The organism is Pseudomonas frederiksbergensis, assembly GCF_035751725.1.
Classification (GTDB): domain Bacteria; phylum Pseudomonadota; class Gammaproteobacteria; order Pseudomonadales; family Pseudomonadaceae; genus Aquipseudomonas; species Aquipseudomonas frederiksbergensis_A.
Window position 1 is genome coordinate 5,648,356 of sequence record NZ_CP142104.1, and the last position, 24,693, is coordinate 5,673,048.

The 24,693-nt window shown below is 63.4% G+C and carries 24 protein-coding genes; 8 read left to right on the forward strand and 16 right to left on the reverse strand.

Going from position 1 to position 24,693, the window contains the following annotated elements:
* Nucleotides 1-2: 2 nt before the first annotated feature.
* The 11 genes from sctU to VQ575_RS25535 form a co-directional block, all read right to left on the reverse strand.
* The gene (sctU, locus tag VQ575_RS25485) at nucleotides 3-1,103 is read right to left on the reverse strand and encodes a type III secretion system export apparatus subunit SctU (protein WP_039590383.1); all 1,101 of its coding nucleotides are present in this window, start codon (nucleotides 1,101-1,103) and stop codon (nucleotides 3-5) included.
* Between the two features lie 15 nt (nucleotides 1,104-1,118).
* Nucleotides 1,119-1,916: a type III secretion system export apparatus subunit SctT gene (sctT, locus tag VQ575_RS25490; protein ID WP_325918675.1), complete on the reverse strand. Its 798-nt coding sequence runs from the start codon at nucleotides 1,914-1,916 to the stop codon at nucleotides 1,119-1,121.
* On the reverse strand, nucleotides 1,916-2,170 hold the full coding sequence (gene sctS / locus VQ575_RS25495; RefSeq protein ID WP_039590378.1) for a type III secretion system export apparatus subunit SctS: 255 nt from the start codon (nucleotides 2,168-2,170) through the stop codon (nucleotides 1,916-1,918). Before sctS ends, sctT begins: the two co-directional genes overlap by 1 nt.
* Before the next feature lie 9 nt (nucleotides 2,171-2,179).
* A complete protein-coding gene (gene sctR, locus VQ575_RS25500; RefSeq protein WP_039590376.1) occupies nucleotides 2,180-2,833 on the reverse strand; it encodes a type III secretion system export apparatus subunit SctR in 654 nt (217 codons plus the stop codon).
* The gene (sctQ, locus tag VQ575_RS25505; protein WP_325918676.1) at nucleotides 2,830-3,930 is read right to left on the reverse strand and encodes a type III secretion system cytoplasmic ring protein SctQ; all 1,101 of its coding nucleotides are present in this window, start codon (nucleotides 3,928-3,930) and stop codon (nucleotides 2,830-2,832) included. The genes sctR and sctQ overlap by 4 nt, the downstream gene beginning before the upstream one ends.
* Nucleotides 3,927-4,487, reverse strand: a complete 561-nt coding sequence (locus VQ575_RS25510) for a type III secretion system HrpP C-terminal domain-containing protein (protein WP_325918677.1) — start codon at nucleotides 4,485-4,487, stop codon at nucleotides 3,927-3,929. Before VQ575_RS25510 ends, sctQ begins: the two co-directional genes overlap by 4 nt.
* Nucleotides 4,480-4,899: a hypothetical protein gene (locus VQ575_RS25515; RefSeq protein WP_198723894.1), complete on the reverse strand. Its 420-nt coding sequence runs from the start codon at nucleotides 4,897-4,899 to the stop codon at nucleotides 4,480-4,482. Before VQ575_RS25515 ends, VQ575_RS25510 begins: the two co-directional genes overlap by 8 nt.
* Nucleotides 4,886-6,241 carry a FliI/YscN family ATPase gene (locus VQ575_RS25520; protein ID WP_039590371.1) on the reverse strand — a complete coding sequence of 452 codons (1,356 nt, stop codon included), beginning with the start codon at nucleotides 6,239-6,241 and terminating at the stop codon, nucleotides 4,886-4,888. Before VQ575_RS25520 ends, VQ575_RS25515 begins: the two co-directional genes overlap by 14 nt.
* Nucleotides 6,241-7,134 (reverse strand): FHA domain-containing protein, encoded by an 894-nt coding sequence (locus VQ575_RS25525; protein ID WP_045157238.1) that lies wholly within the window; start codon nucleotides 7,132-7,134, stop codon nucleotides 6,241-6,243. The genes VQ575_RS25520 and VQ575_RS25525 overlap by 1 nt, the downstream gene beginning before the upstream one ends.
* A gap of 159 nt (nucleotides 7,135-7,293) precedes the next feature.
* The gene (gene sctV, locus VQ575_RS25530; protein WP_039590366.1) at nucleotides 7,294-9,381 is read right to left on the reverse strand and encodes a type III secretion system export apparatus subunit SctV; all 2,088 of its coding nucleotides are present in this window, start codon (nucleotides 9,379-9,381) and stop codon (nucleotides 7,294-7,296) included.
* Nucleotides 9,378-10,373: a TyeA family type III secretion system gatekeeper subunit gene (locus tag VQ575_RS25535; RefSeq protein WP_196304810.1), complete on the reverse strand. Its 996-nt coding sequence runs from the start codon at nucleotides 10,371-10,373 to the stop codon at nucleotides 9,378-9,380. The genes sctV and VQ575_RS25535 overlap by 4 nt, the downstream gene beginning before the upstream one ends.
* Here VQ575_RS25535 and VQ575_RS25540 point away from each other — a divergent pair.
* The 3 genes from VQ575_RS25540 (at nucleotide 10,372) to VQ575_RS25550 (ending at nucleotide 11,968) form a co-directional block, all read left to right on the forward strand.
* Nucleotides 10,372-10,695, forward strand: coding sequence for a hypothetical protein (locus VQ575_RS25540; protein ID WP_196304811.1), 324 nt, complete (start codon nucleotides 10,372-10,374; stop codon nucleotides 10,693-10,695). The genes VQ575_RS25535 and VQ575_RS25540 overlap by 2 nt on opposite strands.
* Nucleotides 10,696-10,823: 128 nt before the next feature.
* A complete protein-coding gene (locus tag VQ575_RS25545; RefSeq protein WP_039590363.1) occupies nucleotides 10,824-11,375 on the forward strand; it encodes an RNA polymerase sigma factor in 552 nt (183 codons plus the stop codon).
* On the forward strand, nucleotides 11,372-11,968 hold the full coding sequence (locus VQ575_RS25550; RefSeq protein ID WP_045157239.1) for a GNAT family N-acetyltransferase: 597 nt from the start codon (nucleotides 11,372-11,374) through the stop codon (nucleotides 11,966-11,968). Before VQ575_RS25545 ends, VQ575_RS25550 begins: the two co-directional genes overlap by 4 nt.
* 83 nt (nucleotides 11,969-12,051) lie before the next feature.
* On the opposite strand, the gene VQ575_RS25555 is transcribed toward VQ575_RS25550, so the two are convergent.
* Nucleotides 12,052-13,266 carry a cytochrome P450 family protein gene (locus VQ575_RS25555; protein WP_325918679.1) on the reverse strand — a complete coding sequence of 405 codons (1,215 nt, stop codon included), beginning with the start codon at nucleotides 13,264-13,266 and terminating at the stop codon, nucleotides 12,052-12,054.
* Between the two features lie 147 nt (nucleotides 13,267-13,413).
* Here VQ575_RS25555 and VQ575_RS25560 point away from each other — a divergent pair, with 147 nt between their 5' ends.
* Nucleotides 13,414-14,571 (forward strand): serine hydrolase domain-containing protein, encoded by a 1,158-nt coding sequence (locus VQ575_RS25560; protein ID WP_325918680.1) that lies wholly within the window; start codon nucleotides 13,414-13,416, stop codon nucleotides 14,569-14,571.
* Between the two features lie 15 nt (nucleotides 14,572-14,586).
* On the opposite strand, the gene VQ575_RS25565 is transcribed toward VQ575_RS25560, so the two are convergent.
* Entirely contained in the window at nucleotides 14,587-15,705 is a 1,119-nt protein-coding gene (locus tag VQ575_RS25565) for a transglycosylase SLT domain-containing protein (RefSeq protein WP_039590356.1), read from the reverse strand.
* A gap of 150 nt (nucleotides 15,706-15,855) precedes the next feature.
* Between VQ575_RS25565 and VQ575_RS25570 the strand changes: the two genes are divergently transcribed.
* The 4 genes from VQ575_RS25570 (at nucleotide 15,856) to VQ575_RS25585 (ending at nucleotide 21,554) form a co-directional block, all read left to right on the forward strand.
* A complete protein-coding gene (locus VQ575_RS25570) occupies nucleotides 15,856-16,344 on the forward strand; it encodes a type III secretion system chaperone family protein (RefSeq protein ID WP_039590354.1) in 489 nt (162 codons plus the stop codon).
* 15 nt (nucleotides 16,345-16,359) lie between these two features.
* Entirely contained in the window at nucleotides 16,360-18,471 is a 2,112-nt protein-coding gene (locus tag VQ575_RS25575; protein WP_039590353.1) for a hypothetical protein, read from the forward strand.
* 235 nt (nucleotides 18,472-18,706) lie between these two features.
* Entirely contained in the window at nucleotides 18,707-21,115 is a 2,409-nt protein-coding gene (locus VQ575_RS25580) for a penicillin acylase family protein (RefSeq protein WP_198723880.1), read from the forward strand.
* A gap of 97 nt (nucleotides 21,116-21,212) precedes the next feature.
* Nucleotides 21,213-21,554 (forward strand): carboxymuconolactone decarboxylase family protein, encoded by a 342-nt coding sequence (locus VQ575_RS25585; RefSeq protein ID WP_039590349.1) that lies wholly within the window; start codon nucleotides 21,213-21,215, stop codon nucleotides 21,552-21,554.
* A 147-nt stretch (nucleotides 21,555-21,701) separates the two neighbouring features.
* Here the strand turns inward: VQ575_RS25585 and VQ575_RS25590 are convergent, their stop codons facing one another.
* From VQ575_RS25590 to VQ575_RS25600, 3 genes are read right to left on the reverse strand one after another with little or no spacing between them, the layout of a single operon-like run.
* Nucleotides 21,702-22,589 carry an ABC transporter permease subunit gene (locus VQ575_RS25590; protein ID WP_039590347.1) on the reverse strand — a complete coding sequence of 296 codons (888 nt, stop codon included), beginning with the start codon at nucleotides 22,587-22,589 and terminating at the stop codon, nucleotides 21,702-21,704.
* Nucleotides 22,586-23,506 (reverse strand): ABC transporter permease subunit, encoded by a 921-nt coding sequence (locus VQ575_RS25595; protein WP_039590345.1) that lies wholly within the window; start codon nucleotides 23,504-23,506, stop codon nucleotides 22,586-22,588. The genes VQ575_RS25590 and VQ575_RS25595 overlap by 4 nt, the downstream gene beginning before the upstream one ends.
* Complete coding sequence (locus VQ575_RS25600) at nucleotides 23,503-24,645, reverse strand: ABC transporter ATP-binding protein (RefSeq protein ID WP_039590344.1); 1,143 nt, start codon at nucleotides 24,643-24,645, stop codon at nucleotides 23,503-23,505. Before VQ575_RS25600 ends, VQ575_RS25595 begins: the two co-directional genes overlap by 4 nt.
* Nucleotides 24,646-24,693 lie beyond the last annotated feature (48 nt).

Here is a 24,693-nt window from a genome sequence, read left to right on the forward strand (position 1 = left end):
TCTCAGCGCAGGTTCAGTTCGGGGATTTCGATCACGTCGCCCTTGGCTTCGTCATCCAGCTCGCGCAGCACCCGATAGATGTGCGCAACGGCCTGGAGCGTCTCCCTCGGGATGTAACCACCAACGTCTTCGCGGTAAATCGTCCGCGCCAGCCAGATACATTGGATGACCGGGATCCGCGCCGCCTTCGCCCGCTCGATCAGCGCGCGGGCATCGGCGTCGACCCCTTTGGTGATCAACTGCGGCAACGGTGTTTCTTCCGGTCGGTAGAGCAGTGCGACGGCGAAGTGAGTGGGGTTGACCACCACCACGTCGGCCTCCTCCACCGGCTTGGTTTCCTTGCCGGCGGGTTGGTCGATCAATTGCCGGGCCAGGCTGCGGCGGTGCATCTTGACGTGGGGGTCGCCCTCCATTTCCTTGAACTCCTTGCGCACCTCTTCCTCGCTCATGCGCAAGCGCTTGGCGAAGAAATACTTCTGCAAGCCGAAATCGAGAATCGCCAACACCAGCAACACGCCCAGGCAGATGTGCATGATGTGCCGGAACAAGCCGGCAAGCCCGCGCCAATAGCTGTCGAGGTCTCCATTGACCAGACTGATCAACGACCCGAGGGCAGGCATCGTCACCAGGTACAACACACTGGCAATGAACACCGCCTTGACCAGCCCCATGAACAGCTGGATCAGCGCCTGGGCGGAAAACATCTGCTGGGCCTGGTTCAACGGATTCAAGCGATTCGGATCGGGCTGGAGGGCCTCGGGTGCGAACAGGAAGCCGAACTGCACCCAACCGGCGATCAGGCGCGTGGCAATGGCCAGCCCCACGGTCATCAAGGTAAAACTCAGTAGCACGCCGCCGGCATGGGCCAGGGTTTCCTCGAAGGCGCGGACAAAGTCGCCATCGAGCCGGTGCAGCGGGAACGCGACCATGTCGCCCAGCGCCTGCATGCTGTTATCGGCCTGGGTCAATGCCACTTCGGTGACAGCCGTGAGCACAAGCAGGCTGCTCAGGTCCTGGCTCTGGCCGACCTGGCCTTTCTTGCGTGCGTCGCGGATTTTTTTCGGCGTCGCCTGCTTGGTCTTTTCGCCGCTGTCTTCGCTCATGTACGAGCCCCTCCTTCAGGGCGCCGGCACTAACAGATGCAGCAGATGACGGATCTCTGCATATCGGCTGAGACGGCCGGTCATCGCGTCCCACAGCGTGGGCAGGTAGAACAGCAGGAAGCCCAGGCCGACCAGGCTCTTGGCCGGCATGGCGAGGACGAACACCTGCAATTGCGGGCTGTACAGGCTCAGCAGGGCCAGGGCGAATTCCACCAGCAACAGCAAGCCGATGAAGGGCGCTGCGTAGAGCATCATGTGCATGAACATCTCGCCAAGCAGCCCGAGAAACACGCCGAAGCCATCCGCGCCGGGCAACGGAAACCAGACCGTGGGCGACCACACCAGGTAGCTGTCCCAGATCACCTGGGTCAGCGTGCCGATGCCGAGAGTGGCGACCAGCAACAGGATGGTCATTTCCTTGAACAGATGGCCCAAGGGCGTCGTGTCGGTGCCAAGTGCAGGGTTCAATTGCCCGCCGATGAGCGCGCCACGCTGGTTGTCGAGCAAGGCCCCCACCGATTCGTAGAGCCAGAACGGCATCGCCAGCAGCACGCCCAGCAGCAGGCCCAGCAAGACCTCCTTGAACATCAGCCCGCCCAGGGTCAGCCAGTTGGCCTGGGCATCCATCAACGCCTGGCGAATACCCGGTGCGGGCAGCATGCCCAGGGCAAACACCACGGCGTGGCGTGGCAAGCCTCGCAGGTGCTGGAAGCAGAACACCGGGACCAGGTACGCCACCGGATAAATGCGCGCCATGCCGAGGGCGATCGACAGCAGCAAGTCGAAATAGGGAACGAACGCCTGGGCCGTCATCAGGTGCTGGCCATCAGTTCAAATGCCCGGCGTAGCAGCCCCAGCAACTCGCCGCCGATCCAGCGACCGGTAAACAGCAAGGTCAACCCCACTGCCACCAGCTTGATACCGAAGGGCAAGGTCTGGTCCTGGATCTGCATCAAGGCCTGCACCAGGGAAGTCAGCACGCCGACGATCACCGCCACGATCAAGGGCGGTGCGGAAAGCAGGACCACCAGCAACATGCCCTCCTTGAACAACGTCAGCGCGTCCATCGCGGGCCCTCAGAGATAGGAGTAGAAAAGACTGTCGAGCAGTTGCGTCCAACCCTGCACGAGGACGAACACCAACAGCTTGAGCGGCAGCGAGATGGTCATCGGCGCGACCATCTGCATGCCCAGCGCGAGCAGCAGGTTGGACACGATGAGGTCGATGACGATGAAGGGGATATAGATCAGGAATCCCATCTGGAAGCCTGCTTCGAGCTCCGACAACATGAAGGCCGGGATCAGCAGCATCAGGTCGTCGCGACTGGCTTGCTCGGCACGCTCCTTGGGCCACATGCGCTGGGTGTTTTCCAGCAGGTGGGCGAGGATGTCCGGGTTGGTGTTGCGCGACATGAAGGCCTGCAACGGCTTTACCGCGTTCAAGGCAGAACCTTGCAGTGCCTCGGTGTTGCTGAAATCCAGGGGTCGCTCCTTCAGCTCTTCGGCGATGTCATGGCCGACCGGCGCCATGATGAACAGTGTCGCGGCCAACGCAATGGCATACAGCGCCATGTTCGGCGGCACCTGCTGCACACCGATGGCGTTGCGGGTGATGGTCAGCACGATGGCGATCTTGAGGAAGGCGCTGCAAATGATCAGCAGCAGGGGAACCAACGAAATCCCGCCGATGAACAGCGCCAGCAGAAAGGGGTCGACCCCCTGGAAGCTCATCCAGCCACATCCACGCGGGTGATTTGCAGGCCGAGCCGGCCATCCACGTCCACCAATTCGCCATGGGCCAGGGCACGTTCGCCATGGAACAACGCCGCCGTGCCCGGCGCCACGCCTTGGACCTGAAGCACCGAACCGGGGGCCAGGTTGCGCAGCTCGCCCAGGGCCAGGCTCAAGCGGCCACAACGTATCGTCAGTGCCACGGGCAGGTCATCGAAGCGCTCGCCGACGGCGGCCGGCTGGTAGCCCGGCGTATCGGCGTCTTGCGCGTGCGCATCGCCAGGCAATGGGTAATCAGCCGCCATGGGCGCTTCGGCGTCGGGTTCGTAGCCGGTGGTGTCGTCCCACTCGGGCGTCAGGATGTCGGTGTCGGCGGTGGTGCTCATATCGGTTTCCTCCAAGGCGAGCAAGGTCAGGCGCAACGGTGCGGCACGATCATCGACCCGCACCTGCAAACAATGCCGGCCCAGGCGAATCAGCCCCTGACCGGATGAATCGAACAGCGCGGATTCCGGCACCAGCACGTCACCGGGGCGCAGCGCAGCCAAGTGCCCGGCAGCCAACACCAGGTGTCCGAGCGGCAGCGGGACATCCAGCAGAACATCCTCGCGCCAGGGCGCCAGCCGCCGCTGCCAGGGCGCGGCGCGGAGCAACCCCAGCAGGGTTGCCCCGCCGATGTGCAGCTGGTTCGTGACATGCGCCGCGCCCAGCTGAACGTCGATCCTGCAGGCAATGCCCTCGGCCACCGGTGCGGCGAGCGGCCGGAGAAAACCGAATGCCTGGCGCAAGGGCTCGCTCAGGGTTTGCTGGAACAGCGCCCAGAACCAGGCGTCATCCGAACCCGGCTCGGCAGGCATGACCACCGGGCATTCTCCGAACAAGCTGAGTAGCGGGCCGGGCTCGTCGAGGGCCAGGACACCATGGGCGCACGCCAGCCCATACGGCGCACTTCCCCCGACGCCGCTGCCCAGGGTCAGTTGCACAAGACCTGCTTCACCGGCCACCTGAAAGGGCAAACTGACGCCAGTTCCCAATAGCTGCCGGGCGACGGCGTCGTCGCCGCTCATCGTTGGCAACGCCAATGCCTGTACGCTCATGTCACGCTCGCCTCGTCTTCGTCGGTAACACGTACCGTCACCGGTTGGCCCAGGCTCTGGGCCAAAGCTTCTTCAAGGCGTCCGGATCGACTCGACAGCCGCGCATGCGCGCCTTCGGTTTCGCCGCTCAGGCCGATGTCCCAGCCGGACGCCCCGCCCAACCGCTGCGCAGAGACCCTGATGCGCCCCAGATGGGGAAGGTGCAGCAGCAGGTCCAGTTGCTGGTCGACCGTCGCTCGCAGCCGTGGCGACAGTTGGTCGACAAAGGCTTCCACTTCGCCGCTGTCCTGGCCCACCAGCCCCGACAGGGAACCGGTGCCGGCGGTGTCGTCCTCACAGCCGCCTTGTGGCGCATCGACCCACTGGCGGAACCAGTAGCCATCGCTGCGCTCCGCCACGGGTTCCGGGTCGCGCCCGGTTGCAGGCGCAGGCTCGCGCACCGCCGGACGACTGGCCTGGCTCACATGGGCCGGCAATTGTTCATACGCTCGAGGGGCGTGACGAACGGGTGGCGCGAGAGAGGATGTCGATTCACCGCGCAGGGTGCGTTCATTCATCACTGGGATCCTCCACCAGGTAATCCATCATGGCGCTGAGCTTTTCCAGGTCGCGCCTACGCCTTTGCAACCGCTGCCGGGCGGCTTCGGTGCTGCGCGCCTGTTGCGCCTGTTCCTCGTCGAGCGCCTGCAAGGCCTGCGCTTGCTCGGCCAGTTCGCCGATCAGGCGCCGTTCCTCGGTGCTCCAGGCATTGAGCTCACACACACTCAGCGCACGGCCGCGGTGCTCGCCGTACAACGCCTCGCGCTGCGTCACCTGCTGTTCGCTCGCGGCCTGCCAGCGCACCTGCGCGGCGGCGACCGCTGCTTCACGCTCGCGCAACAGGTCGCGCTGTTGCCGCCAGGCCCGTTCGGCTTGCGCTTCGCGGTGCCGACGCACCGGCGCCAGGGCGTCCAGATCAGCCCGGGACATAAGCGGTCAACTGCTGGAGATGGGCGAACGTCGCCGCAAACGGCTCCGGCTCGCGCAGGTCCTGGCGCAGGAATGCGTCCAAGGCGCTGCGCGATTCCACCGCCAGGTCGGTCAAGGGATCGGCGCCGGCCTGGTATTCGCCCAGGCGCAGCATCAATTCGATTTGATCGTAGGCCGAGAGCAAGCGGCGCAGATTGATGCCCGCGCGCAGGTGCTCGGCCTCGGCCACATTGGCCAAGGTCCGCGACAGGCTGGCAAGCACATCGATGGCCGGGTAGTGACCGCGTTCGGCGAGTTTGCGCGACAGGACGATGTGACCGTCGAGCAGCGAACGCACTTCGTCCGCCACCGGGTCGTTCATGGAATCCTGTTCGATCAGCACCGTGTACAACGCGGTGATCGCGCCGTCATTGCTCAGCCCGGCCCGCTCAACCAGGCGCGGCAACAGGCTGTACACCGAAGGAGGCAGGCCGCCGCGTCCCAACGGCTCGCCGGCGGCCAGGCCGATTTCCCGTTGCGCACGGGCGAACCGGGTCAGCGAATCGATGAGCAGCAGGACGCGTCGGCCCTCGGCACGAAAACCCTCGGCCAACGCCGTGGCGGTGAATGCCGCGCGGGCGCGCTCCATGCTGGAACGGTCGGACGTCGCGCACACCAGGACCGCACGGGCCCGCAGTTCATCATCCAGCTCATGGTCGAGGAATTCGCGCAGCTCGCGCCCCCGTTCACCGATCAGGCCGAAAACGATTACGTCGCAGTCGACGTTGCGGGCGATCTCCGCCAACAGCGTCGTCTTGCCGCAACCGGCGCCGGCAAACAATCCGACACGTTGGCCTTCGCCGAGGGTCAGCGCTGCGTCGATGGCGCGCACGCCTGTCATCAGCGGCCGCTGGATGCGCGGCCGTGCAGTCGGCGGCGGGGCTTCGCCGATCACTTGCGAGGCATATGGCACTTGAGGTCCGGCGAACGCCCCAACGCCGCCCTCCAGCAGAGGCCGACCAAAGCCATCCAGCACCTGGCCCAGCAATTGCGGCCCGACGATCACCCGATGCGGCATGCCCAACGGTTCCACGGCCGCGCCGACACGAACGCCCTCCAGGCCGCCGAGGGCGCTGAGCAAGGCGTCGTGACGGTCGAAGCCGACGATCTCGGCCAGCAATGGCTCGCGTGCATCACGCTCGACTTGGCAGAGGTCACCGATCTGCGCCCCTGGCAGCCGGCATTGCAACAGGATCCCGCTGACCCGCTGCACCCGTCCACGCACCATGACCGGCGCGAATCGGCGCAGGCGTGCCCGCTGCCCGGCCTCCCAGCTCTCCAAACGGGCGATGGCGGCTTGCATCACCACGTAACCTCGTAGCGTTGCTCGCCTTCGAACGTCACTTTGCCGCTGTCGATGGCGGTCAGCCGCAGGCCATCGATCTGATCCCCCAGGAACAGCCGGCGCCCATCGGAGGTGACGACGTGACCACGCTTGCCGCCAACAATCTGGGCGATCTGAAACGGTAATTGCGTCAATCGTTCCTTGACGTTGGCGGTGATCTCGACCGACGTATCGTAGCGAGCATGGAAACGCTCCATCAGCCGCTCGACCACCGCCAGGCGCTGACGCGGCAGCTCGCCCACCAGCGCCAGCCGACCGTCCTGTACCTCGGTCCGCACATTGGCATCCAGGTCTCGTTCCTGGAGCATGCGATCCAGCTCCAGGCGAACCGCCTCCACCGTGTCCAAAGCAGCCTTGGCCTGCTTGTGCTGCTGCACCGCACTGGGCGCCACCGTCGGTGCCGGTTGGCTGGTAAAGGCCCAGGCGCTGGAGGCAACGGTGATCACCGCCACCGCGATCCCCACGCGCTTGGGCCATGACGGCCGCGCTGCAGGTTTATGGGCATCGCGCTCGACTGTCAGGTGCGCAGCGTCATCCAGGGCCGCGTCTTCGGGCCAAGGTTGATCGGCGGGAGCCAGGCACAGCCAGATGCCGGCGATGGAAAAAGGCGTATTGCCCGGCAACGGCCCGGGCGATGCCCAAGGTTGGCCTTGCCCGTCACACACTGCGCCCTCCAGCGATTCCAGCAGCCATTGGCCCTCGACCTGCCTGAGAGTCGCGTGACGGCCGCAGATACCTGGGTCGTATAGCGCCAGGTCGGCATCCTCCGCCGCCCCGACCACCCATTGCTCACCTACCAGCGGCAACGCCGCACCTCGGTGCAGACCACTCAATACACGCAGCTCGAACATGGCCAACTCCTCAAGGCGCGACAGATGTGCGCCGGCAATCCGCTTGAAGGACGGGGCACGGGTGGCCCTCGTCCACTGTCACAGCCAGGCCAGTGAACGCGCCTGGAATCACATCGTTACGCGCGGCAGCGCTGTTCGCGTGCCAAGGGGAAAGACCCGTCATGCGGCCTCCTCGATTTGCAGTTTTTCCTGCTCCAGATCAAAACGTCCCAACACGGTGACCTGGGCATTGCTGTGCAACTCGCTGAAGGCAAGCACGGGCACGTGGTTGAACTCGTCACGCAGCAGGTCACGCAGCGGTGCGCGCAAGTCCTGCGCCACCAACAGCACCGCCGTGCGCTTGGCCCGCAGCGGGAAACCTTCGCGCAGTTGCAGGACCAGGGCGCGGGTGTGCACGCTTTCCAGGGCAAAGAAAGTTTCCGTCTGGGTCTGGCGCAGCGCATCGCGCAGCAAGCCTTCGGTCTCCGGCGTCAACAGCCAGACGTGCAGGCCGTCTTCATCGCGGTACTGGTGGTAGATTTGTGATTTGAGGGCGATGCGCGCGTAGTCGGTCAGCGCACCGACGTCGCGCTCGTGCTGCCCATGCTCGATCAATGACTCGGCGATCAGGCGCACCGCCCGCAGCGGCACGCCTTCGCCCGCCAGGCGCTGCAGCACGGCGGCGAAACGGGCCAGCGGCATGGTCCTCTGCAACTCCTGCACCAGCTCTGGCTGCCCGGCTTCGAGCCAGCTGAGAATCGACTTGCTCTCCTGCAAGCCGAGGAACTGCGGGCCGGTGGCAAACATGGCGCGGCTCATGCGTTCCACCAGCAGCTCGCCCGCAGGCACCGCTTCCACTCGCTCGTCCGCCAATAACGGGTCGCCGGGCGCCAGCCATAGCCACTGATGCTCGTCGCGCACCTCGCTGCCGACCTGGGCATCCTGCGGCTCGAACGGCAGCGGCCCGCGCGCAACGGCCACGCGGTCACCGAAGGTGGCCCGCAACATCGGCACCTCATGCACGCAGAAGCGGAACTCATCGTCTTCCAGGAGCGCGCTGTACTCGATCTCGAACGGCGGCAAGGTCAGGCCAAACCCGGCAACCAGCGCGTTGCGCTTCTTGCGGATCGCCTGGATGACGTCTTCGGCGGCCGGGTTGCCTTGCATCGACTTGGAAAACTGCAAGAGATAGGCACGGGTCGGGTCGAAGCTGCGCAGGTCTTCGGCGCCATTGTGTTCCGGCGTGACGGTCGCTTCAGGTTGTTCGCCTTCGCGAGCCTTTCGCGCGCGCCCATACAGCTGGATGATGCCCGCCGTGCCGGTGATCACGGCAATGACGATGAACACCAGCGTCGGCATGCCGGGCAAGGCGGCGAAGCCGAGCATGCCTACCGAAGCGATCACCCAAGCCTTGGGTTCGGCGGTCAATTGCTGCGCGATTTCCTTGCCGACGCTGCTGCCCGCCGGCTGCCCTTCCGGCGACACGCGGGTAATGATCATGCCGGCGGTGAGGGAAATCAGCAGTGCAGGAATCTGCGCGATGAGGCCGTCACCAATGGTCAATACGGCATACAAATGCATCGAATCGGACGCGCTCATATCGTGCTGGACCATGCCGACCGAGAAGCCGCCGATGAGGTTGATCACCACGATTACCAGGCCGGCGATGGCGTCGCCCTTGACGAACTTCATCGCGCCGTCCATCGCGCCGAACAGTTGGCTTTCCTTGTTCAATTCTTCACGACGGCGGCGCGCTTCGCTGACGTCGATCAGGTTGGCGCGCAGGTCGCTGTCGATGGACATCTGCTTGCCCGGCAACGCGTCCAGCGTGAACCGCGCCGCCACTTCGGCGACCCGCTCGGAGCCCTTGGTGATCACCAGGAAGTTGACCACCGTCAGGATGAGAAAGATGACCAGCCCGACCGCAAGATTGCCTCCGACCACAAAATTGCCGAACGCCTGGACGATGTGGCCGGCGTCACCCTGGAGCAGGATCAGCCGCGTGGTCGCCACCGACAGTGCCAACCGGAACAGCGTCGTCAACAGCAGCACCGCCGGAAACGACGAGAACGCCAACGGTCGCGGCAGGTACAACGAGAGCACGATCAGCAGGCAGGAAATGCAGATGTTGATAGCGATCAACGCATCGACCACCGACGTCGGCAACGGCAGGATCAACATGAACACGATGCCGAGTACCACAAACGCCCCGGCCACTTCGATACGCCGCACCGCCGCGTTGGCGACTTTGTTCAACAAGGCGATCATGACTGCGCTCCAATAACCGGTTCGGCGGTCTGTCCGCGGGTCTCGCCACGGGAGCGTTCATCGAGCAGCACCAGCAGATTCTTCAGCGCGGTCTGGCGGCTTTTCGCGTCACGCCAGAGCGCCAGCGGCAACCGCTTGAGCAATGGGTACAAGCCGTTCAGGGAGACCAGTTGATCGCGCTCCTGGTCGCCGCCCAATTCACGGCCGATGCGACGCACTTCTGCCGAAGACAGGCCGCTGCTGACAAACCCCAGCATGCGCTGGAGCAGTAACACAGCAGTGAGCTGGCTCGCCGGGCAGCTGTAGGCCAGTTGCTCCAGCAGTCGCCGGCAGCTTTGCAACACGCTGCTCAGTTGTGTCGACGCCGCCAGGCCGATCAGCAGCGTGCGCAGCAACGCCGTAGGCCGCGAAGGCGCATGGGCAGCGATGTCGTCAGCCAATGCGCGGCGCATCATGTCCAGCCCCGACACGAACGAGGCTTCACCAAACAGGCCCAGCAGTGCCTGCATCATGGTGGGCAATGATTGCTTGAGCACCACGGTGTCGTAATAAAGGCGCCGTACCGCCTGGCGCAATTCAGGATCGCCGCCGGAGGCGCGCAGGGCCTCGGCGATGTTCATGCCCGCCTGGATCTGCGCCCCATATCGCTCGCGCAAGAGTTGCAGATAGTCACGAGCACGCTTGGCTTCGACGAGACGGCCCTGCGCCTCGGCATCGAGCAGTGCCTGCTTGAGGATCAGGTCGGTACGGGCCGGATCACCGCCCGTGGACTGCACCAATTCTTCAAGCACCGGCTGGCCATTGAGCAACACGCCGGCCTGGGCCGCCATGGCGCCCAGGCTCTGCTTGCCGGGATGGCCGAGCTGGTCGTACCACTCTTCCAACTGCTCACGGGTCTCGACCCGCACCTGGCCCACCTCGCTGCGGGCGTTGCGGATGCGGCGCTGGCTCAGCGCCTTGGTGTTGCGTTCCACGTGATGGCTGAAGGTCATGCCGACCTCCTCCATCGAACTGGACTGGGCGGCCTGCGACGATTCCACAGGCCTGCCAACGCCCGCGACGGCCGATGCGGCCTGGGCGAGATTGACGGCAATGTGCGCGTTTGTCGGGGCTTCTACTTTCATGATGACCGGGAGCGTGGTTTCGGACGCTCAGTGGGTGGCGGCGATCCACCATTCGGTTCCATCGTCGCCACGCACTTTTTCGAAGCGAACGACGGTGTTCACCATCGGCACTGTTTCGAGGAATTGGCCGGTGCAATTTCATGCAGTGGACTCCAGGGACGCCGTGCATGACCTTGCACAAATAGAGTAATAGCACTAACGGAAATTACTTATTTTTCAATCGTTTAACACGCAAATACGGCTTGGCACAGGTCCTGCTGAAGGGGGAATGTCGACAGACGGGTCGACACCATGGAACCCATTCAGAGGGATTTATTGATGAACAGCCTGAACCTCATGCTCCCCCCGCAAACCTCACCGACACGCCCCAGTGCGCCAGGTGTCAGCTTCGGCGAGGAGCGCAAGCTGCGTCTGTTTGTGCAAAAGCGCGTCCTCAATCAGGACGACGCCGACGACATCATCCAACTCACGTATCTGGAAGCCTGGCGCAACCAGGAGAAATTCAAGGGCCTGGCCAAGCCGGACACCTGGCTGTGCGGCATCGCCTTGAACCTGATCCGCAATCACTTCCGCCGCTTCTATGCGCAACCGCCGCTGAGCACGTTCGATGAGAGCGATTTCAACGAATCCAGCGAGGACATCGACCTGAGTGAACTGTGCGACAACCATCGGCTGCTGGACCGCACGTTGTTGGCGATGGACGCGCTGCCCAAGGACATGCGCGACACCTTGTGGACCGCCGTGGACACCGAAAGCAGCTACCGCGATGCCGCCGAACGGCTGGGCGTGCCCATCGGCACCGTGCGCTCACGGTTGTTTCGCGCCCGTGAACAACTCAAGCGAAGCGTCTATGGAGAAGCCCGGCCATGAACAACAATCGTTTGAACAGCCGACCCGACCTGCCACGCGGCGTGCGCCGCTATACGCCCGACGACCTGCCGGTGATGACGGATATCTTCAACGAAAGCGCTCTGGGGGGAACCAGCTCTCCTGTGCTCAGAGCGTTTTCCCTGAAGGAAATGACGTTTTTCGTCGATTGCTTCGTCAAGGAAGGTGATCCGATCTACGTACTCGAACGCGGTGGCGAGGTCGTCGCCTGGCTGATCGTCAATCGCTTCTGCTGGGGGGCCCAGGCCTGTCGGTTGACCGGTGAGGTGTCGATCTATGTGCGCAACGACCACATCGGCAGCGGCGTCGGCATTCGCCTGGGCCAGGCCGCCGTGGTCCTTGCCAGGCAGTATGGTTTCGAGACGCTGGTGGCCTGGATCATCGAGCACAACGAGGCGAGCAAGCGTGGCGTGCAAGGGTTGGGCGCGACGCAATGGGGACGCTTTCCGGGCATCGCCCGGTTCGCTGACAAACGTGCGGATGTGGTGCTTTACGGGCTGCACCTGATACCCATCGAGACCACACCCATCACCGCTTCAGCACCTGCGCCAACACTTGAGGCCAGCCTGGCGTGAGTGCGCGGCTCGTCTGACAGCCTGTCGGACGAGCCGCAACATTCATCGGCTTTCAGGCCCATGCCATTTTTTGCACAACCTTATCAATCCACCGACCAGCACACCGGCAACGCATCCGGTCCTCGAAAGTTGGGCACATAGCGCCAGCGCACAGCGGCTGGATCAACGGCCAGTCGCAGACCCGGACAGCGCCGCAGCAGCGTATTCAACGCAATTTCCAACTCCTGCCGGGCCAACGATGCTCCCAGGCAATAATGCGTGCCCTTGCCAAAGGACATGTGCGGGCAGGCCGGGCGCGTGACATCGAGCGTGTCGGGATTGGCGCACATCGCCTCGTCGCGATTGGCGGAACCCACCACCGCCACCAGCAACTGGCCCCGCTGCAAGCGCTGCCCTCCCAATTCAGTGTCCTGGGTGACGAAGCGGACCATCGCCCGCTCCACCGACGAGTCATAACGCAAAAGTTCTTCGACCGCGTCCGTCATCAGCGCTGGCTGGTCACGCAAGCGGGCCAGTGCCTCGGGGTGCTTCAAGAGCATGTGCACGGCGTTGCCGATCATCGACGCCGATGTTTCGTGACCTGCGATGATCAGCAACGCGATCATGCTGCACAGCTCGCTTCGGCTGAGCCTGCTGCCCTCTTCCTCGACCTGGGCCAGGGCCGAGACCAGGTCATCGGTTGGCTGGGCACGGCGCTGGTCGATCAAGGCGAGCATGTAGCCGGCAAACTCGTTGTAGCAGCGCTGCAACTCGCTCAGGTCATGGCCCACCTGCCGGACGATCAGGTGGGACCAGCGTCGAAAGTCCTCGCGGTCACGGGCAGGGACACCGAGCAGTTCGGCGATGACCGTGATGGACAAAGGAAAGGCGTATTCGCTCACCAGATCCATCCGCCCGTCCGGTTGGACGGCGTCGAGCAACGTCTCTGCGATCTGTCCGATACGCGGCCGCATGGCGTTGACCGCCTTCAACGTGAAAGCCTTGTTGACCAGCCGACGCAGCCGGCGATGGCTTTCCCCGTCGCGGTTGAGCATGTGGTCGTTGAGGAATGCGATGGACTGCTCGCCACCGAGCATCGCCGCAAACCGCGGATCGATCCGTGACGGATCACGGGCAAAACGCTCGGTGTCCAGCAGCACTTCCTCGACTTCCCGGGCACCGGTGACGTACCACATCGGCAACTGTCCTTCGGGCTGGCTGAGGAACACCGGGGACGCCTGGCGCAACGTCGCATAGTGCCGATAGGCCTCGCCGCGAAACGCGTCGCTGTTCAGGTCAAGGGTGCGCTCGTAAGGCATCGACATTCTCCGGGGGTAGGAATCAATGCTCATGAGTGGCTGGGCTCGGCAAAAAAGATCCCTGTGGAAAGACTTCCGCTGGGTCAATGAACCGTTTCCCCAGCCCCCGTCACTCAAGGGAGAATCCCAGCCTCGCATGGAGCTCACATGACGCATGCACTTACCATCCATGGCCACTGCGACCCTCGCTTCGAGTCGGTCAAGAAGGCCTTTGTCGGGCTGATGCAAAGCCCTTTCGAACGCGGCGCCGCCCTGTGCATCCAGATCGACGGCGAAACGGTGATCGACCTCTGGGCCGGCATCGCCGGGCCGGAGCCCGCCAGCCACTGGCAGCACGACACGCTGCTCAACCTGTTCTCCTGCACCAAGCCCTTCACAGCCGTGGCGATCATGCAGTTGGTCGGCGAAGGCCGCCTGGACCTGGACACGCCGATCTGCCATTACTGGCCCGAATTCGCCAATGCCGGCAAAGCCTCCATCACCTTGCGCCAGGTGCTCTGCCATCGCGCCGGGCTGCCGGCGCTGCGCACGCCCCTGGCACCGGAAACCCTTTACGACTGGGACACCATGACCGGCCTGATTGCCGGGGAACAGCCGTGGGCCGACGCAGGGAAACGGCAGACCTATTCGCCGTTGCTGTTTGGCTGGATTCTCGGTGAACTACTGCGCCGGGTAGACGGCCTGAGCCCGGCGCAGAGCATCCACCAACGGGTGGCGATGCCGCTTGGGCTGGATTTCCATATCGGCCTGGATGACGCAACCATCGCTCGCTGCGCCTACATGGCGCGTACCAAGGACGACGTCGACGACGAGGCCTTCGGGCGAGTGTTGCAGTACGTGCTCACCGAGCCGAATGCAATGAGCTCACTGGCCTTCGCCAATCCACCGATGGTACTGGGGCGCAGCAACGAAGCTGGCTGGAAACGCATGACCCAGCCGGCTGCCAACGGTCATGGCAACGCCCGCAGCCTGGCCCAGTTCTACGCAGGCCTGCTCGACGGGCGGTTGCTGGAGTCGCCGCTGCTCAACGAAATGCTGCGCGAGCACAGCGCCGAATACGACCCGACTATCCAGACTCCCACGCGGTTCGGCCTGGGCATCATGCTCAACCAGTCGGATGTGGCGAACGGCAGCTACGGCATGGGGCCCGAGGCTTTCGGCCACATGGGTGCCGGCGGCACCATCGGTTTCGCCGACCCCGAGCGCGGCGTGGCGTTCGGCTTCGCCTGCAACACCATTGGCTCCTACGTCTTGATGGACCCTCGCGCCCGAGGGCTGGCAAATGTCGCGATGGGTTGCCTGTAAGGTTTGATCGCCGGCTCACACCCCTGGCGGAGCCGCTTGCGCGACCTGCGGCTCCGCCACCCCATTCTCCGGAGCGGCAACGGCTTGCTCTTCGACACTCACCCTGGGCAACGCCGCCTTGGCGATCATCTCCGGTTGCGCCAGCAGCCTGCGAGACGCTTCCACGGGCATCAACAGACGCCCCCCGACCCGGCCGCGTCCGGCCGGGTTGAGCATGCGCAGCTCCCGCTCATGGACGCCCGATAACTGCGCCAGCTGCGCCAGGTCCACCGGCTGCGCCAAGGCGACCATCTGGAAGTAGGGCTGGTCGGCGATCGGTGCCAGGCTCACGCCATATTCTGTGGGCGTGTTCACCAGTTGCGACAACGCCAGCAGCCGCGGCACGTAGTTCTGGGTCTCGCCGGGCAGCGACAGGTTCCAATAATCGGTCGCCAGTCCCCGCGCGCGGTTGCGCACGATGGCGTCGCGCACCCGACCTTCACCGGCGTTGTACGCGGCGAGGGCCAGCAACCAGTCGCCGTCGAAATATTCGTGCAGGTAGGACAAGTAATCCAGCGCAGCGCGGGTGGACGACGGAATGTCCCGGCGTTCGTCGTAGTCGCCACGCTGCTGCAGCTGGTAACGGCGGCCAGTGGCCGGAATGAACTGCCAGAGTCCCATGGCTTGGGCAGGCGATCGTGCATTGGGATTGAACCCGCTCTCGATCGCCGGCAGCAACGCCAGCTCCAGCGGCATGTTGCGTTTGTTCAGTTCGCCGACGATGAAGTGCAGGTAGCGACTGCCGGCCCGTCCGGTCTGGGTGAGGAACGCCGGGCGCTCCATCAACCAGCGGCGTTGCTCATCGATGCGCGCCACCCCTTGGGTCTTGGCCAGCAGGGAAAACCCCTGGCGCATGCGTGCCCACAGGCTGCCACCGCTTTGCGGCGATGATTCGCCAATCTTGATGATCGTGTCGGTGGGCGCCGGTTCAAGCCAGCGCAACTGGGCGCGGTACGGTTCATTGGCGAAGCGGTCGCCGATGGTCAGTTGGGGTTCGAGGTGCTGGCACCCGTACAGCAAGGTACCCAGGGCCAACATGGACAACCCTCTGGGGACAGCGCGAAGGGCCGGCGACGGTGCAAGTGATCGGGACATGGCGGTCAACCTTGAATGAGGTGGCGCCATTGGGTGGCAGATCACTTGCCAGCGGTTCCACACGGTGGAGTGGAACCGAAATGGCGCTGCTGTCACTCATCAGGGGCAGCAGGCGCTCGTCGGTGCCTGGATGACAATGCGAGGTCAATCATGGCGTCACCCACCTATTGCAAGCTGATCGATCAGCTCTGCGAACTCACGATGATCCCTACCCCGTCAGCGTTCTATGAACAGGCGAACCTGTCGGTCAAGGAGGTCGACTTCTCCCTCAAGCACACGCCTGGCGTGGGCGAGGGCGACGTTTTCATCTACTGCGGCTTCGGGCCGTTGCCAGTGGCAAATCGCGAAGCAGTCATGCAACGGCTGCTGGAAACCAACCTGTATCTGCTGAGCGGCGCGTTCTGCCCGTCGCTGTCGTACAACCGCGACAGCGAACAGGTGGTCCTGATCGGCCACGTCCCCCTGGACAACCTCAGCGCCGAGCGCCTGCTCGGGCTGATGGGCGGTGCCGCCGACATGGCGCTGATCTGGCGGGACGGCTACTTCTTCGACGGCGCCGGCCCGAACCAAGCCGCCAAGCCCACCCAGCAAAAAACCACCCCGCGCAGCGCAGGGCTCAACAACGCCCTGTCGATCTAGGAAGGAGAACACGACATGCCAGCAGTATCAGTAGGCGGAACCTCAAGTTCGGCGCCGTTACCCCAACAGGACGATCGGATCACACCGGTAAGACCCAGCCTGTCCGATCAGGTCCGTCCATCCACCACGCCCTTGGTGCCTTACCACTTTGAAGGGAAAGCGAGCAGCAAGACCCAGGAAACGCTCCAGGTCAAACAGAATCGTTTGGAAGGAATGATCGGCAGGCTCGGCAAGAAGGACCCACAAAGTGACCCCATCGGCTTTGCACGAGCGCACATGAGCCTTGAAGGCAAGGTATTGAGCTACGCCCCAGGAACCAGCTATCAAGACGTTCAGAAACATCTCGCGCAACTCGGCGGCACGCCACACCCGATGCTGTCAGGCCAGGAAGAAACCGAAGCATTCGCCAAGGATTTCAACGAGTACCTGGCCAAGAACGAGGGCGACAGGGAAGAGAGCGGAGGTTTCAAGGCAGTCTGGGACAAGCACTGCGAACGCGTTGGTAACACCCTCGGTGCCTATCATTCGCTGTGTCAGGAAGTGATCGATCAAACCCCGGGAGAAGATGATCTCAAGCTGCTGCGCAGCAGTCATGAAGCCTTTCGCGGCTATGCCAAAGGCGTCATGCAAGCCATGACGCAAGACATGCCCAAGCGGCTGAACACGTTCATGGAAAGCCGGATCGAGCACGCGCAACAAGCGGCGAGCAACGAGAGCCTTCCCCAGGCCGACCGAGACAAGGCGAGGGATGAGTTAGGGCAGTTGCGTGAGGTCAACAAAGAGCTTGGCGGATTGCTGAAGAAGGACGACGACAAACCCAGCAAACTGGCAGCGGCGACGAAAAAAAACGAGGTGCTGGACACCGCGCTGAAGAACGTCGCACGCCAGGACTACGTGGCCGAACTCAAGACCCATAGCGGCTTCGTGACAGGCCTGGCTGTATTTGCCGACGCTGGGATCCCCCAGGGCTTCGCGTCTGCCGGACACTTCGGCGCCGCCACCGCGGCGATCGACGAGGCGATGGCGGACCAGTCCTTCGGAAAACATGTGGCGGCGACGTCAACCGTCCTGGGTACCGCCCACAAGGTGATCAGCGATGGCCTGCGCCCGTTTGTCCAGGTCGTCGTCGACAAGACGATCGGCCGAGGGCTGGAAAAGGTCGATCCGCTGGCGGTATACCCCAAGGCCCTGCAAGACATCACCGTGAACGGACGGCGGGTTGCCAACCCACAACGCGATACCATCGACGCGACACAGAGCGAAAAGCGAGCTGATTTCAAACTGAAACAGAACGCCAACAATTTTGGCACCATGAGCGGCGACTTTACTGGTTACCTCGCCTTCGGCGCGGCCCATGCGGTAAGGGACACGATAGATCAGTTCACGTCCGTCAACGCCTCCGGCATCGCGGCTCGCAGTGTCGCCTCTGCAGTAGGCGGCACCTTCATGGCGGGCGGACAGGCGGTAGCCAAATATGCCCAGACCCACGGCGATGAGCAAATCCCCACCTACCGCGTCACGAAGGAAAACCGCGAGTGGAAAGAACTCCTGCCCAAGGCGCTTGCCGAGGCGAAAGGCAAACTCAACCCGATCAGCATGGCCAATGTCACTGACCTCGCCAACCGGATCGTGGGGGTGGGCCCAGGGATCGCCATGCGCACCGGCGCTGGGGATGCCGCCGCGGTGGGTGAAAACCCTGAAGTCAAAGAGAAAATGGAGCAGATCGTCACGACCTTCTTCTCGTCCGGCCTGACGCTGCTGCCATTCTTTGCCAACAGCGTGGCCGCACCGCTCGAGAACAAGGCACTGGGCGATGGCACTGACGACCTTGCCAAGCGGGCGCAGGTACCGTGGCAGAACGTAACCAACCCTAACCGGGACACCCTGCCCCACACCCAGACCGAAGGCTTGACCCGCAACCTGGAGAACGTCTATCACGTCACCCGTGGCCTGACCCAGATTGTTCCGCAGAGCAGCCTCTCTGCGCTCAACATCACTGCCGACTTCGCCAAGGGGTTGGCAACGGGGCCGAAAAAAGCGGGCGATGGGGTCGAACTGGCGGAACGCGGAGAAGCGCCACCGCTTGGCGGACCGTCCACCGAAGCCACTCCCACCCGACCCAGCTGACGAAACCGCCGGGCCATCGCCAGACGGTCCGGCATCCTCCTTTCCACCCTGGCCACAGGCAAACGCCCCTGTGGCCAGCCCTCGCGACACACTTCGACGCTCATCCCCTCGCCACGCAATTCGGTTGATCAGGAAAAATCCCTCCGAGGAACGATGCACCGGCAAGCGGTTGCATGTTAAACAGGGAATCAACAGCAAGATCATGGGACCGCTGTCACTCGAATAAGGATCAACCATGAAACGCACCCTCGTCGCCTTCCTGTCGCTGATCGTCACCGCAATCATCGTCGCGGGCGGCTACCTCTACAGCAAGCAGCCCACCCGCCAGGGCACGGTGCAGTTGGAGGGGCTGCAAGGCTCGGTGACGGTGCGCTACGACGAGCGCGGCGTGCCGCATATCCGCGCCGAGAACGAAACCGACCTGTATCGTGCGCTGGGTTATGTCCACGCCCAGGACCGGCTGTTCCAGATGGAAATCATGCGCCGCCTCGCCCGGGGCGAGCTGGCCGAGATCCTCGGGCCCAAGCTGCTCGACACCGACAAGCTGATGCGCAGCCTGCGCATCCGCGAGCGCGCCGCCAGTTACGTCGCCGAGCAGGATCGACAATCGCCGGCCTGGATCGCGACGCAGGCATACCTGGACGGCATCAACACCTATCAGCAAACCCACACGCGGCCGCTGGAGTTCGACGTGCTGGGCATTCCCAAGCGTCCCTTCACCGCCGAAGACACCGCCAGCATTGTCGGCTACATGGCCTACAGCTTCGCCGCTGCCTTTCGCACCGAACCCTTGTTGAGCTACGTGCGCGACAAACTCGGCACCGATTACCTGAACATCTTCGACCTTGACTGGCAGCCCCAAGGTGTCCTGCCGCAGAGCCCTGCAAGCGCTCCGGCACTCACCGCCCTCGATTGGAAAGACCTCAACGCACTCGCACGCCTGAGCGAACAGGCCTTGGCCGACAACGGCCTGCCGCAGTTCGAAGGCAGCAACGCCTGGGCGGTCTCCGGCAGCCGCACCCAAAGCGGCAAGCCCTTGCTGGCGGGCGATCCGCATATCCGCTTTTCAGCGCCGTCGGTGTGGTACGAGGCGCACCTTTCGGCGCCGGGGTTCGAACTCTACGGCCAGTACCAGGCCCTGATGCCGTTCGCCTCGCTGGGCGTGAACAAGGACTTCGGCTGGAGCATCACCATGTTCCAGAACGACGACCTGGACCTGATCGCCGAAAAGATCAACCCGGACAACCCCGAACAGATCTGGTACCGCGACCAGTGGGTGGACATGACCCGCAGCGAACAGCAGATCGCCGTCAAGGGCCAGGCCCCGGTGACACTGGTGCTGCGCCAGTCACCTCACGGCCCGATCGTCAATGATGCCCTCGGCGCCAATGCCGGCAAGACCCCGATCGCCATGTGGTGGGGGTTCCTGGAAAGCCGCAATCCGATCCTCGAGGCGTTCTACCAGCTTAATCGTGCCGACACCTTGGCCAAGGCCAGGGGCGCGTCGACCAAGATCCATGCGCCGGGCCTGAATGTGGTCTGGGCCAATGCCAAGGGCGATATCGGCTGGTGGGCCGCGGCGCAATTGCCCAAGCGGCCGGCCGGCGTGAAGCCAGGCTTCATTCTCGACGGCAGCAGCGCCGAAGCGCAAAAGGACGGCTTCTATCCGTTCAGCAGCAACCCCCAGGAAGAAAACCCGGCCAGGGGCTACGTCCTCTCGGCGAATTTCCAGCCGGTGGCGGCCAGCGGGATCGAGATCCCCGGCTACTACAACCTCGCCGACCGGGGCCAGCAACTCGATCTGCAACTGAGCGACAAACAGGCCAAATGGGACATCCAGACCACCCAGAAACTGCAACTGGGTACTACCACCGCCTATGGCCCGCGTATGCTCGCGCCCTTGCTGCCGATATTGCGCGAAACGGCCAGCGACCCGCAGGAGCGCAAATGGGTCGAGCAATTGGCCCAGTGGAAGGGTGACTACCCACTGGATTCCGTCAGCGCCACGCTGTTCAACCAATTTCTGTATGACTTGGCCAACACGGCCCTGCGCGATGAACTGGGCGATGGGTTCTTCGAAACCGCACTATCGACCCGGGCCATCGACGCCGCGCTGCCACGCCTGGCGGCCACGAAGGACTCGCCGTGGTGGGATGACCGCTCGACGCTGGGCACCGAAACCCGCACCGACACGGTGATGAAGGCCTGGGGAAGAACCCTCGCTCACCTGAAGGCGACACTGGGGGACGACCCCTCCCAATGGCAGTGGGGCCAAGCGCACACCCTGGCCCATGGGCATCCCCTGGGTCAGCAGAAGCCGCTGGATCGGATCTTCAACGTCGGCCCGTTCGCGGCTCCGGGCACCCATGAAGTACCGAACAACCTTTCGGCCAAGATCGGCCCTGCGCCGTGGCCCGTGACGTACGGCCCTTCGACCCGGCGCATCATCGACTTCGCCGACCCGACCCACAGCGTCACCATCAACCCGGTCGGCCAGAGCGGCGTACCGTTCGACAAGCACTACGAGGACCAGGCCGAAGCCTACATCGAAGGGCTGTATCACCAGGCGCACCTGGCCGAGGAAGAGGTCACCGCCAACACCCGCGGCACCTTGAAGTTGCTGCCCGCCAGGGTCGAGCCCTAAGCCTCGCGTGAGTATTTGTTTAAAAGACAGCCTTGGACATCATTGATGGGCAAGACTGCAACGGTCCCACCTCGTTCATCACAATGGAGTCGATGCAATGTTCAATAACTGGTCCGAACTGCTGCCCACCATCAAGAGCGCCTTTGGCGCCCTGGGCAAAAGCAACCCGAAAATGGTCGAGGCCTACACCGCCCTGGGTAAGGCCGCGGCCGACAACGACGTGCTCGATGCCAAGACCCGCGAGCTGATCTCCATCGCCGTTGCGATTACGACACGTTGTGACGGCTGCATCGGCGTACACACCGACGCCGCCATCAAGGCCGGCGCTACCCGCGAAGAGATCGCCGCCACCCTGGCGACAGCGGTCTCGCTGAATGCCGGCGCGGCTTATATTTATTCGCTGCGGGCGCTGGAGGCCCATGACGCGCTGAAGAAGTGAAGGGCGAATAACCCCGCAGGCCGCTATCGCGTTTGCAGGCGACAAAAACACCTGTGGGAGAGCTTGCTCGCGAAAGCGGTGTATCGGCCAACATGAATGTTGAACGTACTGCCGTCTTCGCGAGCAAGCTCGCTCTCCCTGTGTCGGTCAGACCGACGCGGTATCGGCTCGGCGGACTTCCGGTTGTTTCCAGGAATCGGCGGCGCTTTCCTCGATGGCTTGCTGGATCGCTCGCTTGCGGTTCTCTTCGGCGCGGCGGCTGAAGTACCAGACCAGGAAAGTCACCAGGGACACCGCCAACAGGATCAGGCTCGCCACGGCGTTGATTTCCGGTTTCACACCCAGGCGTACCGCCGAGAAGACTTCCATCGGCAAGGTCGTCGAACCAGGGCCGGAAACGAAGCTTGCCAGCACCAGGTCGTCCAGCGACAACGCGAACGACATCATGCCGCCCGCCGCCAGCGACGGCGCGATCATCGGAATGGTGATCAGGAAGAATACCTTCCACGGCCGCGCACCGAGGTCCATGGCCGCTTCTTCGATGGACAGGTCCAGCTCACGCAAGCGCGCTGACACCACGACCGCCACATAGGCTGCGCAGAACGTGGTGTGGGCGATCCAGATCGTGACGATGCCACGCTCCTGGGGCCAACCGATCATCTGCGCCATGGCCACGAACAGCAGCAGCAACGACAGGCCAGTGATTACTTCCGGCATTACCAGCGGCGCGGTGACCAGGCCGCCGAACAGCGTGCGGCCCTTGAAGTGGGTGATGCGGGTCAGCACGAAGGCCGCCAGCGTGCCCAGGGCCACCGCGGCAATCGCCGTGTAGCAGGCGATTTCCAGCGAGCGCATTACCGAGCCCATCAATTGGCTGTTGTCCAGTAGGCCGACGTACCACTTGACCGACCAGCCGCCCCACACCGTCACCAGCTTCGAGGCGTTGAACGAGTAGATCACCAGGATCAGCATCGGCGCGTAGATGAACAGCAGACCCAGCACCAGCATCAGGCTTGAAAAACTGAAGCGCTTCATTCCTTGCCCTCCATTTCCTTGGCCTGACTGCGGTTGAACAGGATGATGGGCACGATCAGGATCGCCAGCATCACCACCGCCAGGGCGGATGCCACCGGCCAGTCACGGTTGTTGAAGAATTCCTGCCACAGCACTTTGCCGATCATCAGGGTTTCCGGGCCGCCCAGCAGTTCCGGGATCACGAATTCGCCCACCACCGGGATGAACACCAGCATGCAGCCGGCGATGATGCCGTTCTTGGACAGCGGCACGGTGATTTTCCAGAAGCTGTTGAAGGTGCTCGAACCCAGGTCCGACGCGGCTTCCAACAGGCTGGCGTCATGCTTCACCAGGTTGGCGTACAACGGCAGGATCATGAACGGCAGGTAGGAATAAACCACGCCGATGTAGACCGCCAGGTTGGTATTGAGGATTTGCAGCGGCTCGCTGATCCAGCCCATGCTCATCAGAAAGCCATTGAGCAAGCCGTTGTTGCTGAGGATGCCCATCCACGCGTAGACACGGATCAGGATCGCGGTCCAGGTCGGCATCATGATCAGCAGCACCAGCACCGTCTGCATCTCTTTGCGGGCGTTGGCGATGCCGTAGGCCATCGGGTAGCCGATCAGCAGGCACAGGGCGGTGCTGATCAGGGCCATTTTCAGCGAGCCGAGGTAGGCGGCGATGTACAGATCGTCCTCGCTCAGCAACACATAGTTGGCGAGGTTGAGCAGCACTTGCAGCTTCTGGTCGACGTAGCTGTAGATCTCGGTGTACGGCGGGATCGCCACGTCGGCTTCGGCGAAGCTGATCTTCAGGACAATGAAGAACGGCAGCATGAAGAACAGGAACAGCCAGACGAAGGGCACCCCGATGACCAACTGGCGGCCACCGGGCGTTATTCGGGCGAGTCGGCGTTTGAGTTTGCGCATGTTCATGAGCGAAGCACCACGCCGCTGTCATCTTCCCACCAGACGAACACCTGGTCGCCCCAGGTCGGACGCTGGCCACGGCGCTCGGCGTTGGCCACGAACGACTGCACCAGCTTGCCACTCGGCAATTCGACGTAGAACACCGAGTGGCCGCCCAGGTAGGCGATGTCGTGGACTTTGCCGCTGGACCAGTTGTGCTCGCAGGTCGGCTGTTCGGGAGTGACCAGCAGTTTTTCCGGGCGAATAGCGTAGGTCACGGACTTGTCCTGCACCGAGGTGCTGATGCCGTGACCGACGTAGATGTCGCGGTCCAGGTCTTTGCAGGTCAGCACCGCGTGGCCCTCGGCGTCGTCCACCACTTCGGTCTCGAAGATGTTGACGTTGCCGATGAATTCACAGACCAGGCGACTGGTCGGGGTCTCGTAGATGTCGATCGGGCTGCCGATCTGGGCGATCCAGCCCAGGTGCATGATCGCGATGCGCTCGGCCATGGTCATGGCCTCTTCCTGGTCGTGGGTCACCATGACGCAGGTGACGCCGACCCGTTCGATGATCTCCACCAGTTCAAGCTGCATTTGCGAGCGCAGCTTCTTGTCCAGGGCGCCCATCGGCTCGTCGAGCAGCAACAGCTTCGGCCGCTTGGCCAGGGAACGGGCCAGGGCCACGCGCTGGCGCTGGCCGCCGGAGAGCTGGTGCGGCTTGCGCTTGGCGTACTGGCTCATCTGCACCAGCTTGAGCATCTCGGCCACGCGGGCGTCGATCTCGGCCTTGGGGATCTTGTCCTGTTGCAGGCCGAAAGCGATGTTCTGTGCCACGGTCATGTGGGGGAACAAGGCATAGGACTGGAACATCATGTTGATCGGCCGCTCATAGGGCGGCATGTCGGTGATGTCCACGCCGTCGAGGAAAATCCGCCCCTCCGTGGGCCGCTCGAAACCTGCCAGCATGCGCAGCAAGGTGGATTTGCCCGATCCCGAACCGCCGAGCAAGGCAAAGATCTCGCCTTTCTTGATTTCCAGGGACACATCGTCCACGGCAATCGTCTCGTCGAACTTCTTCGTGACCCGGTCGATCTTGACCAGCACCTGCTTGGGTGTCTGGTCGCCCTCGAGGGCTTTCTTATAGGCGCCGGAGGCAACTGCCATTTACGAAACTCCCACAAAATTTGCAGCTCGCCCAAGACGGGCGAACCT